The 11,387-nt window shown below is 58.7% G+C and carries 7 protein-coding genes and 1 pseudogene; all 8 read right to left on the bottom strand.

The genetic code is table 11. From position 1 onward, the window contains the following. Nucleotides 1-118: 118 nt before the first annotated feature. Nucleotides 119-1,348 carry an N-acetylmuramidase domain-containing protein gene (locus AB4043_RS03680; protein WP_442306522.1) on the bottom strand — a complete coding sequence of 410 codons (1,230 nt, stop codon included), beginning with the start codon at nt 1,346-1,348 and terminating at the stop codon, nt 119-121. Then, nucleotides 1,349-3,469, bottom strand: a complete 2,121-nt coding sequence (locus AB4043_RS03675; RefSeq protein ID WP_442302604.1) for a family 16 glycoside hydrolase — start codon at nt 3,467-3,469, stop codon at nt 1,349-1,351. It lies immediately after the preceding gene. Continuing rightward, nucleotides 3,466-6,180: an ATP-dependent Clp protease ATP-binding subunit gene (locus tag AB4043_RS03670; protein WP_442306521.1), complete on the bottom strand. Its 2,715-nt coding sequence runs from the start codon at nt 6,178-6,180 to the stop codon at nt 3,466-3,468. The genes AB4043_RS03675 and AB4043_RS03670 overlap by 4 nt, the downstream gene beginning before the upstream one ends. Before the next feature lie 17 nt (nt 6,181-6,197). After that, nucleotides 6,198-7,967, bottom strand: a complete 1,770-nt coding sequence (gene tssK, locus AB4043_RS03665; protein WP_442306520.1) for a type VI secretion system baseplate subunit TssK — start codon at nt 7,965-7,967, stop codon at nt 6,198-6,200. Next, nucleotides 7,960-8,964 carry a type VI secretion system baseplate subunit TssG gene (locus AB4043_RS03660; RefSeq protein ID WP_442302601.1) on the bottom strand — a complete coding sequence of 335 codons (1,005 nt, stop codon included), beginning with the start codon at nt 8,962-8,964 and terminating at the stop codon, nt 7,960-7,962. Before AB4043_RS03660 ends, tssK begins: the two co-directional genes overlap by 8 nt. After that, nucleotides 8,952-10,646 (bottom strand): hypothetical protein, encoded by a 1,695-nt coding sequence (locus AB4043_RS03655; protein WP_442302600.1) that lies wholly within the window; start codon nt 10,644-10,646, stop codon nt 8,952-8,954. The genes AB4043_RS03660 and AB4043_RS03655 overlap by 13 nt, the downstream gene beginning before the upstream one ends. Before the next feature lie 31 nt (nt 10,647-10,677). Then, nucleotides 10,678-11,040 (bottom strand): hypothetical protein, encoded by a 363-nt coding sequence (locus tag AB4043_RS03650; protein WP_442302599.1) that lies wholly within the window; start codon nt 11,038-11,040, stop codon nt 10,678-10,680. A 74-nt stretch (nt 11,041-11,114) separates the two neighbouring features. After that, nucleotides 11,115-11,387 (bottom strand): annotated as a pseudogene (locus AB4043_RS03645) (hypothetical protein); the annotation flags it as partial.

The raw sequence follows: 11,387 nt of genomic DNA, 5'->3' as shown, positions 1-11,387 counted from the left end.
CGTGGGTGCCGTGACTTTGCCGGCGGCTGCGTTCGCATCCACAGGCGTAGCCTTCCGCATGGCGGTCTGTGCGTGGCAGGCAACGCTGCTGAGTGTCGCGAGCATGAGGAAGTGATGACTAAGGCGTCGCAGCGTCATAAGCTCCCTGCAGATTGGCGTCATAGTGGTTGTCCTTATACGCTGAACCGTTATAGATACGGGCGAAGGTCGCCCAGTTGCGATTTTGAATCGCTTGCGTCAGCGTGGCGTTGAACTTGATGAAGGCGACAAATGCCCGTAACTGCTGTTGGATCGACTGGCACATAGCGGTCACAAAGAGATCTACGGTTCCGAAACCTGCCTGAGCATAGTTGTCGCCGAGAATCTGAAATGCACCCCAGGAGGCTGCCCGGAGGGCCGCTGTCGCATCGAGCTGATAGGCACGCTGCAACTTGTCATACTGCGCCGCATATTTTCCATACCCACCGCGGTTGGCGTTGGAGATATCAGGCGCAAACCGGTCATAACGGCCAGCCGTGAAGCGATGGAAGAGGTGACGCTCGAAGAGAATCGTGGGGCGGCCGAACTCATCATAGGCTCCACGGGGAGCTTCTACCGACGTAACCGCCTTGATCGCACGCACCTCACAGCACAACTCATCCGCGGCGACCTTGTAATCGTCATCCGTCAGCTTCGCATCACCTGTACGGTAGGGAAGTCGAAGTCCTCCGGCTGCGCCGGCCATTAGCCGTTGCCCTGTTGTCATCGCAAGCTGCTGGAAGGTCGCGCTGTGGGGTTCTACGATGCCATCTGCGAACGGCATATGCATGATCCGTCGCTGGAAGGTAGTGATCGTCTCTGAAGCGCCCACTGCCTGAGTCAACATCGAATCCCATTGCTGCATGGCCTGTTTTGAGCTGTGGTTCAAACCCTCCCGCAGCTTTTCCGCCAGTTGGGAATGATCTTCTGTCAGGCGATGGAGCGATTGCCGGCGAAGCAGGTAAGCGCGGCTGTCACCGACATGCGCGATCCACATGCGTGTGCCATCGAAGTGGGCCGCAACGATAGTCGTGCACATGCCCTGATAGACGGCGTCATTGAGAGACGACTGGTAGATGTAACGGTTGGCGCCCTGGATAGCCCGGTGCAGCTCATTACCCCCGTCGTTGGAATCCGCCAGCGTTTCGGGGAACGTACGTAGAACACAATCGACAGCCGACTGGCTGGCAACTTCGCCTGCACGCGATCCGCCAACGCCGTCGCAGACGACGAAGAGTCCTCGGCCCAGATCGAAACCGAAGGCATCTTCATTCGTTCGCCGGATGCGTCCGACATCGCTGGCTCCTGCTGCGCTGATACGTATCTCCATTTACATCTCACTCTTGGCGCGGCGCTTTGTCGTAAGGCGCAGTTCAACTGAATTTGCCAGGGTTACCTTGCTGCCTCGACGCAACAGTGCCGGGCTTCCCGGCTGGACGGGTTCTCCATTGATAAGGGTTCCATTCGAGCTGCGAAGATCGGTGAGATAAAGCTGTCCGTTCTTGCGGACAATCTCGCAGTGAAAGCGGGAGATTGCATGCTCAACATCCTGAATGACGATGTCATTCTTCTGGCTTCCATGTTGCGGCACAGCGCCAATGCGGATGAGATCGCGGTCGAGCGGATAGCTCTTGCCGGACTCGAGGCCGCGGGTGACCTCCAGTACGGCATACCGATGCTGACGGCGGCGGCGGATCCACATCGTCACCATGCCCGCAAGAGCTACGATGCCGACTCCGCCTCCAAGCCAGAAGAGACGGGACCGAAGCGACTGTGCCGCACTGATGCGCGAACGAAGGTCGCGCACCATGGGGTTCGAAGGTGAAAGCCTCTCTGCAACACTCAGCGCCGTAGAGGCTTGTGCAAAATTGCCATTGAGGAACGAGCTCTGCGCCTGTAGCAAGGAGGCGCTGCTTTGTTGTTCTGCGTTCTGCGCGTCCTGCTGCTGATGCTGTTCCTGCACCTGCTGTTGCTGCTGTTGCGTCTGTGTCGTCTGCAGTTTGGTCTGCGCTTCTTTATATCCCTGCACCGCTGCTGCATTGGAAGGGTCGATCTGTACGACCTGCGAGTAGTACGACATCTGCTGCTGCGGATCGTTCGTGGAAAGCGCCTGGTTCATCAGGCCGGCAACCTTGGCCTTATTCTTCTCGTCGTCAGCTTCTTTCTTCGCGCTCGCCTGCTGTTGCGCCAGAATCATGGTTTCGGCCGCGGAGGGCGCCGCTGCTGCCGCTTGTGTGACAGCAGGAGGAGTTGGTGGCGGCGGCGGAGGAGCCGATTTGGCCGCCATGCCGAAGGTCTTCGGCAGCGTGATGGCGCTGATCTTCTGCAGCTCAAGGTGGTCTAACGCGTTCGGCAGAACAACCGTCATGGATCCCGCAGAGAGCTTTGCACCTTGTGCTGCATTCGCGCTTTCCGCCCGGGTATCGGTGAAGACTGAGGTCAGGTTGCCGCCAACCCAAACCGCAATCGTACGTCCGGAGATGATGATGGTTTGGTCTACCGCCTTCGTTGTCGTTGTCGGAGGGCGCTTTACAAGCGGGTCGATGGTGCCCGCAAACGGTCCCAGGCCGATTGAGTATCCGCCGGAGAGCTGTCCGGGAGTATTTCGTAACAGGATGGATGAGAAACCTGTCCCCGGTTTGTTATTTCCTGTGACAGCGGCGCTGACCTGTACGATGGCATCTTCCATCATGGTTCCGTTCTCAAGTCCGCCGGGGCCGCTCTCTCCGTGAATACGGCCGCTATCTACCTTCCATGTGGCATCATGCGATTTTGTCGTTCCTCCCGCCATCCCGAATGAGAAGGTCTTCTGCAGGGCGTGTCCCATGCCTTCCTTTGCATCCGCCGCGCGCGCGACGCTTTTCCACCCATTCAGGTCGCTACCGTCAAAAAGCGAGCCTAGGTTGAGCGGAGTGACCTTGATGTTACGGACCTGAAATTGGCCATTGCCCTTAGCCTCGAAGCCGATATATCCAGCACGGCTACCGAGGTTGCCCGGACTTGCAGTGATGACATCGTCGATCCGGACACGAAGCTTACCGTGATTCGCTTCGATCTGAACCCGATGCCATCCCGACGGAATAATGGAGATGGAAGAGCGATCCAGATCTTCTACACCTCCTACGCCGGCTGCGTTATTAGTGTTATCGAGATCGATTGTGAGACCGCCGTTGTTCTCGCTGGTTGTCCAGAGACGAAGCTTTGCACCGACCGGCGTGACGATGTTGTACTCAAATTGCAGGTTGATATCGGCGAAGGGAACTGCCGTGAGAGCATGCCGATCGCCGGACCCGGTTCCCGACAGCGTGCCGCCGTTCGTCGTCCATGTCCCTTGAGTGTTCCAGCCCAGTAGCGAAGTGCCGTTGAAGAGGCTCAGCGGTGTTTGACCCACTGCAGAACCCGCCGTGCTCAAACCAAGTAGACCAACTGCCAGCAACGCCTCGATCTTCACTGCGATACCTCCTCGGGCTGCTCTGATTGCGCCGCCTCGAGACTTTCTTCGTTATGCGCATCCGGATGCTCGACCGAGAAGAGAAGCTCTGTCTTCTGGTCGTCATCGACAGAGAGGTCCAGATGAATCCGCGAACCTGGACTCACATCTTCCGTAAGCAGGATCCCCGCAAGCGGCGACAACACTTCACGCTGCATCACACGGCCCGCCGGACGAGCCCCGTACTCCGGGTCATAGGAGAGACCTGCGAGAAATTCGATGGCGCTGTCTGTCGCTTCCAGCCTCAGCTCCCTGTCATCCTGCAGCTTCCTGTCCAGCTTACGGAGGTGTGTCTCGACAATGCGTCGCAGTTCCTTCATGCCCAGTGGATGGAAGGGAATGACCTGTCCGATCCGGTTATAGAGCTCGGGACGCAGGTTGGCTTTGACCGTCTCGAGGATGATCTTCTCGCGCAGTTGATTGTCCTCGCCGGCGACCATGGACTCTCGTACCCCCAGGTTCGAGGTGAAGAGCACAACCGCATTGGTAAAGTCGCAGAAGCGTCCCTTCGCATCGGTCAATCTGCCTTCATCAAGCACGCCCAGCAACAGATCGAGAATCGCGGGATGTCCTTTCTCCACCTCATCGAAGAGGACGATGGAGTAAGGAGCGCGGCGTACCTGCTCCGTCAGGAAGCCACCTTCATCTGAGCCGACCAGGCCAGGCCGTGACCCAATCAGCCCGGCGGCCGATGAGGCGTCCTTATACTCGCCCATATCGATGCGGATCAAGGCGCTCTCATCGTCGAAGAGTGACTCCGCCAGTGCCTTGGCCAGTTCTGTCTTGCCGACACCTGTCGGGCCTACAAAGAGGAAAGATGCAGGTGAGCGCTTGAGCTGCAGGTCGGTACGCATGCGCCGTGCCGCTTCAGAGACAGCATGAATCGCTTCCGGTTGACCATAAACCCGCTCTGCCAGGCGATCTTCCAGATGTACAAGCCGTTCTCGCTCGCTCTCCAGCATGCGAGAGGCGGGTACTCCTGAACGCTCAGCAACAACTTCAGCGATATGTTCCGGAAGAACCTTATCTGCGATCAATGTGTTTTCGTTGGCGCTTTCACGTGAGAGACGCAGCTTCTGCTCCAGATCGTCCCGCTGCTCTTCCAGGTATTTGAGTGTGCCATAGCGGATCTCAGCGGCCCTGGTGACATCGCCTGCACCTTCCGCGGAGGCAAGCAGACGGCGCTGTTCCTCGATTGCCTGTGCCGTCCGCCCCAGTTCAATGCGCGCTGAGCGCTGCTTCTCCCATGCATCGGCATCGGCGGCGATCTTCGGTTCCAGCTCCGCGATCTCGGATTCGAGCTCTGTTATCTGCCGGCTTTGTGCGGCTGAAGGGCGGGGAAGCGACCGCAGCGTCTCCAGTTCGGCCCGTTTGCGGGTCAGCAGGCGCTCCTGTTGATCGAGCGCTGTCGGCCGCGATTCCAACTGCATCCGCAACCGCGCCGTGGCTGCATCGATCACGTCGATGGCCTTGTCCGGCAGGAAGCGGTCGCGCATGTAGCGGCGTGAAAGTTTGATCGCGGCGTGAAGTGCTTCGTCGGTCAGGTCAACCCCATGGAAGATGGCATAGCGCTCACGAATACCGCGCAGGATATAGACCATGGACTCATCGGTCGGCTCACCGACCTGTACCCGCTCAAACCGCCGTGCCAGTGCACCGTCCTTTTCGATCCGCTCTCTGTACTCATYGAAGGTGGTGGCTCCCACGCAGCGCAGTTCTCCGCGTGCGAGCGCGGGCTTCAGGATATTGGCTGCGTCCATGCCGCCCTCAGTTCCACCGGCTCCGACAAGCTGATGGATCTCATCGAGGAAGAGGATGATCTCGCCTTTGCGCAGGCGAACCTCATCGACGACGGCTTTAATCCGCTCCTCAAATTCACCACGGTACTTCGCGCCGGCCACAAGTCCCATCAGATCGAGAGCAACGACGCGGCAGCGCTTCATGCTTTCAGGCACATCCTGCGAGGCAATACGGATGGCAAGTGCTTCGACGATAGCGGTCTTGCCCGTTCCAGGGTCGCCAACCAGAACCGGATTCGACTTGGTCTTTCGCAGCAGTGTCTGGATCAGTTGCCGCACCTCTTCGTCGCGGCCAAAGACGGGCATCAGTTCACCGGCCGCTGCGGCCGCTGTGAGATCACGCCCAAACCGATCCAGCATCTTCGTGCCGCTCTCAAGATCGCTTCGGGAAGGCTGCGGGTTTACCACTTCCTGAGCCGATGTAGAGACCGAGGTGGGAGCCGCGGCTCCGCGAATATCCTCGAGCGTAATGCCGGCATTACGGAAGTCGCTCCGCAGGTCGTTGTGTCCTGTCGCGAGAGCTGCTTCCAGCACATCAATTGGCTCTGCCGATGGACGGCGATGGCTGTCGGCAATCTTGAAGGACTCCGCCAGCAACGTACGCAATGTCTGCGAGGCAAGCGGCCTGCGGCCGTACTCCAACGTCTGCTGTGAGAGCTGGTCAGCGCGGCGCGACAGGGCATCGAGCAGAGGCGTGAGGTTGATCTGCCTCTGCAGCAGAACCTGCTTCAGGCTGCCATCTTCCGTATCGATCAGACGAAGCAGCAGGTGCTCCGGCTGAATCAGGGCTTGCCGTCTCTCCTCGGCCAATAGCCGGGCACCGGCGAGACCGGATTCCATCTCATCGGACAGCTTGCTTAGATCGAGTGCCATCTTCCCTCCGTTCCCGTTTATTCCAAACGCCGGCGGCGCGGACGTTCATTCAATTCCGACGAGTTGGGCATGCTGTCTCGTGGCATCCATGGCGGCTGGACGTCGATTGCGTCATCGGCGAGCGGCTGGATGGGAGCTACAGGTTTGCGATTGACCGGAATCGACTCTGCGCGCCGGTAGCTCTCTACCGGAGCTGCAGTGGCTGCCACCGTTGCAGGTTCTCTGGGAAGATCAGTACGTTCGATGCCGCGAACTTCCGGTGCTTCCCGATTGCCGGCGTAGAAGCGATGACGTGTGAACAGCAGCGCCGTGTGCACGGTGTGATACGAGGGAACGGTCACACGCAGATCGGTGATGGTGGGCACATCCGGTGCTTCGAAATCAATCTCGATATTGAACTGTTCATCCAGCCTGGCTTCGCCGGAGAGGATCAGGCTTTCACGGCGAAACCCGGAACCTTCGTTGATGCGGATCTCGGCTCCGATCGTAATTCCTCGCAGCCACGGCTTATTGCGGTCGCCGACCAGGATCAGGCGATAGCGATCGCGGCCCTCGAGTCGCAGGTTCGAGAAGAAGATCGTCATCTCGTCCGCGATGCCCTGAACACGAGCCGGCCGAGCCGCGAGGCGATAGAGAACTTTGCCGCCGCGATCGAAGATGAAGTTCGCGCTCTCGATCGCTGCGCTCTTTCTGAAGTCAATGTACTTGCCTTCGAGCGCGAGCTCCAGCTTTTCAAGATTCAGCAGCGATTGCAGCGATTTCTTGATTTCGATAGCGAGATTCGCATCGAGCTTGATGGTGCGGCCCAGTTGCAGCATGTGTTTCTGCAGCTCAAGCAGGCCAAGGAACTCACTCTCGCCCGTTTCGCGCAGCGTGTCATAGTACTGTTGCATGCCGGTGGCGATGTCGAAGAAGATCGCTGCCGAGTGCAGCATGCGGCGCACGCGGCTGAAGAAACGGTCCGGCGGCTGGGTGCGGTCCAGAAGATCATAGGCCGTATTCTGCAGCTCAAGCACCATCCGTTCCGCAAACTGGATGGAGTCGCGGTCTACTTCTGTCTCAAGTCCGCGCTCGGTGAAGATCACCATAAACTCACGCATGGCGCGATGCAGCTCTGCATATGCAGAGGCGAGACGGTTGATGCTCTCAACGATGCGGCGTGCACCGGTCATCAGTTCAGAGTGGGCGGCGAGAGTGATACAGGGAGGGATAAACTGCGGGTCGGCCTCAAACATCATGCCGGTTGCCGGCCGGCGGATGCGAGCGACGGCGACACTTTGTTGCAGCTCCGCGGCGGTGACATCGAGTGCAATACGGAAGCTCGGCGCACGTTCAGTCCGCATCTGGGGATTGAACGAATCCGCTACGCCATCTGTCTTGAGCCGTTCCGACGGATTGCTGACTACGTATACGACGGCTTCCGCAACCCCGGCAAGTTCCTCTTTATTGAAACGAGTGCTGATGCTCCCAACAGCATCCAGGTCGATCACGATGCCTGAAGGGCTGATTCCACGGACACGAGAGACGGAGATATCCAGAGACTCGGCGGTCTCGTGCAGCGCGACTTCGGGATCGAAACGTGAGGTTCCTAGGTCGGTTTCGGGAAGACGAATACCCCCGCCGATCAGTCCGTAACCTGGAGTAAGGTAGCGAACGCCCCAGGAGACAAGTGACTCGAGATAGCGCTCTTGGCGGAGAAAGTGCTCGGGCGTGAGCAGCATTCCGTGTTCCCAGTTAACAGAGCGAAGGGTTAGGGTGCTGTCGGTTTCAGATCGAATTTCATGCATGGCTAGCTCCAGACCATGTCTCTTGTGCGACGGAAGCATCATCCGCGCGGACATGTGTTGGTAGATCGGGTGCGGCATCCAAAGCCATACCCATGTGGGTGTTGATACCAAGGCGGGCATTGCGTTGGGCAAAACCCAGGCGAGGTGCTTGCCGAAGATCCTCAACCAGCCAACGAACCTCAAAGATCGTTGAAACGGGAAGAATCAGATCAAGGACACGCCGTAGAAGCATGCGTCCTTCCGCGGTCTCTTCAAACCGCTCATAATCCGCTAGCGTGGACGGGCCGACTTCAACCTGCAGCACCGCCAGGTCCTCAGCTCCATCGCCGAGAAGCAGATCCATACCGAGCCGCGAGGCGCGATAACCCAGGCGAGAAAGCGATTCTTTCGGAAGAATGCTCTGCGATGGACGATAGGAGAGGGAATTGACTCTCAGGCCAAGCAAGACCTCAAGCAGAAAACAGCATCCGTTCTCGGAGCACGAAAGCTGCGGAATCTGCGCGACAACCGACGCAAGTGGATACCACGTTGTGCGCGGCCAGAGCTCTGCATCGATACCGAACAGCGATAGCCAGCGAGCACACGCATCCGGAGCATCCGGTCCAATGCGGAACAGCGGTGCGCCTTCATAGAACCAGTGCCTCAGTTTCTCAAGGGGGTCGTCAACAACCTGCAATATCTCGCGGGTGCCGGCCTCACGTTCTCCGCCGGAGTCCCACATGCCTGTCGGCAGCGCATGGACGAAGCCCGTGCCGGAGACATCCAGTTCGACCGGCGTGCCCGGTGTCAGTGGAGCGCCTGGTGAGGGACTCTGCCGCACAATGGTTCCTGCAGGAGTTGCCTGCAGGCCGATACGGCGTAAGGTAATCCGCTGYGGACTTACGCCCCGGGCCTGCAATGAGAGCAGCGCAGAGTCCAGGGAGTGCCGGTGAGCATGGTTGCCGGTAACAAAGTTTGGCATCAACCGGGCTGGGGCCGTGTGTGCTAGTTCTTCCATACGAACTGCACCTCCAGTTCCAGCCCTTGTACAAGCCGTGATCGAAGCGAGGTCTCTACCTGTGAACGCAGCATCGGTAATTCGATCTCCGGCTTATCGAATGCCTGGGCGTCCAGTGTGAGCAGCAGGCGTTCCACTCTGCGTAACCCGCCTTCGCGACGCTCCAGACCGGAGCTGATGGAAGCAGCCACGATTCTGCGGTCGAGAGCGAGGGCAGAGGTTTCGAGGTCTGTGCGTGTCACGATGCGGCCGCGGGTCAGCAGCGCATCGGCAAAGCGCCGCTCTGCGTTGGCAAGACTCTCCACGTTGGCCCCGCCAGCAGCGGCAGTAAATGGCGCAAGGCGGATGCCGGTCATGGCTGCGGCATGAGCAAACCCGGTAATGTCTCCAGGGCCAACCTGGTTTCCGAGTTCGCCATTGGTGAGCCACAGACGAACGTTCGCGCGATGATGGGAAGATCCATCAGGATTGGTGCCCGGATACAGCGTTAGCTTACCGTTATGCAGAGCAAAGCGGCCTGCATGCGACTTCGTGCGCGGATATAGAACCGATTCATAAGGCTCGTTCTCCACACTCATGATGGAGAGCGGCGCAACCAGATACTCCGGTGTGTCGCTTTGGCGTGTGACCGGGATAGACGTGCCGTCCCGGTCAAAGTCCACCGTCTGGTTGCGCGCATAGACGTTGGACGCGGTCATGCTGTGCAGCAGAATGCCGTTGACCGCATGATGCAACGTCGGAGTCCCTTTGGGCATGGAGATCTTGATCCAGAGCCTGGGCTCTTCGAGTAGTCTCGAGGCGTCGCGATTCAGCAGCCGCGAAAGTGCAGGTTCCAGTAATCGCGGGCAGCGGCACAGGAATCGATCGCCGGCATACATCGGAGGGAAGACAAACTGGCGCCCACTATAAAAGCCATCCGGAATACTTGGAAGTGCGGCGTCAAGATGCGAAACCTCCTCGCCCTGGTGAAGCTGGAACGCGAGTTGATAGACTCCGCCATTCGTACGCTTCGGGCGCAGCAGGCCCTCGCTTGAGAGATCGCCGTTTTGATCGAAGATCCACCATGACTCATGGCAGAGGGCATGTTGCACCGGATAGCTACCGGGGCCGAGGTCGAAAAAGATGCCGTGCCGGTTGAGCAGGGATGGCGAAAGATTTTCTATGGCAAGGAAGAGTGCTGGATGTGGCCCAAGGCCGACGGGCGTGGGCTCCATGGAAGGCCGCATCGCCTGAACGGCTTCGCTCATCTCTACGCCCGTCAACAGGCGGAGGCTCTGGTCCTGATAACTCAGAGCGAAGGCAATACGCGCTTGCGATATCTCGACAGTTGCATCCAGACCGAAGGTAAGTCGCTCGCCGGAAGCGGCTACGGCATTCAGCTCTGTTCCGTTACGAAGAATGCGCGGTTCCGGTTGATGGCTGACAAACCGGACAGCAGCCTGGGCAGGCCGGGCAAGATATTGCTGAACATTGAGCCCGTCCATCAGTTCGTGAAGCAGTGCACCACGCAGTTGATCGGTATCGCCGTAAATCTGATCGACCTGCTGCGCAACGGTACGGAACAGGACAGCCAGCAGCGGATCGATCGTATCCGTGCTGACGCCAAAGTCCTTAACGCGGCGTCGGAAGTCATCGCGAAGTTTACGGTCAATCTCGAGAACGCTTGGTGTCTGTGGGCTCACAACTGTTACCTCTTCTAGACGAAGATGTCTTCTATCGCTCGGGGACTACGCTGGCGGTAATGCGCTCCTGCGAGGAAATGTCTTCCAACGTAATCGCATAGGTGTCGACATCCCGTCCGGCACTCAGCTCGCGCACAACTTCGGTCACGGCATAGCCCGTGATCTGAAGTTCGGTGAGCGACTGATTAATGCGTTCCATGGCAAGATGCGCCGCGTCTGCGCGTAGCCGCGCATCTTCAAAGAGATCGCGGAGGCCGAAGTTGGGACATGCCTTCCAGGATCCTTGCGGTGTTCTCGCCATCATCTGGAGCAACGAGATCAATGCGGCGGAGCGTTCACTCCGTCTTAATAGGCCGTTCTCCTGCAGACGCATGGGAAATGAAAGGGACGACATAACGATCACCAGAGCGGGGCAGTGGGGCGTCTGGACCGCGGCCGGGGGAGGACCGCGGTCCAGGATTGGGGGAGTTAGTTCGAGAGCATGATGTCGCGGAAGTTCTGCTGGTTCATCTGGGCTTCCAGATCAAGAACCAGGATGTGATTCACACCGGCATGGTCCTCATCCTTAAGCTGGGTCTCGCTCTGATATGGGTTCAGCGTGTGGAAGCCGCTGATCCAGCCGTTGAAGTTGTAGGAGGCCAGGGCATCCTGGTGCGAGTCGTCCTTCCAGAACTCAAGCTTGATCGGCTTCACCTTGTCACGGGTGACAACGTTCGACAGGTTGAAGAGATTGCTCATGGT

Source organism: Terriglobus sp. YAF25 (assembly GCF_052113305.1).
In the GTDB taxonomy this organism is placed as follows: Bacteria; Acidobacteriota; Terriglobia; order Terriglobales; family Acidobacteriaceae; genus Terriglobus.
Note: the sequence above shows the minus strand (reverse complement) of the source record. Positions and strands in the feature narration are given on the sequence as shown.

Coding starts and splice junctions, on each gene's coding strand:
- AB4043_RS03680 (WP_442306522.1), bottom strand. CDS start 1,348: ATGGAGATACGTATCAGCGCAGCAGGAGCCAGCGATGTCGGACGCATC.
- tssK (WP_442306520.1), bottom strand. CDS start 7,967: ATGCATGAAATTCGATCTGAAACCGACAGCACCCTAACCCTTCGCTCT.
- AB4043_RS03650 (WP_442302599.1), bottom strand. CDS start 11,040: ATGTCGTCCCTTTCATTTCCCATGCGTCTGCAGGAGAACGGCCTATTA.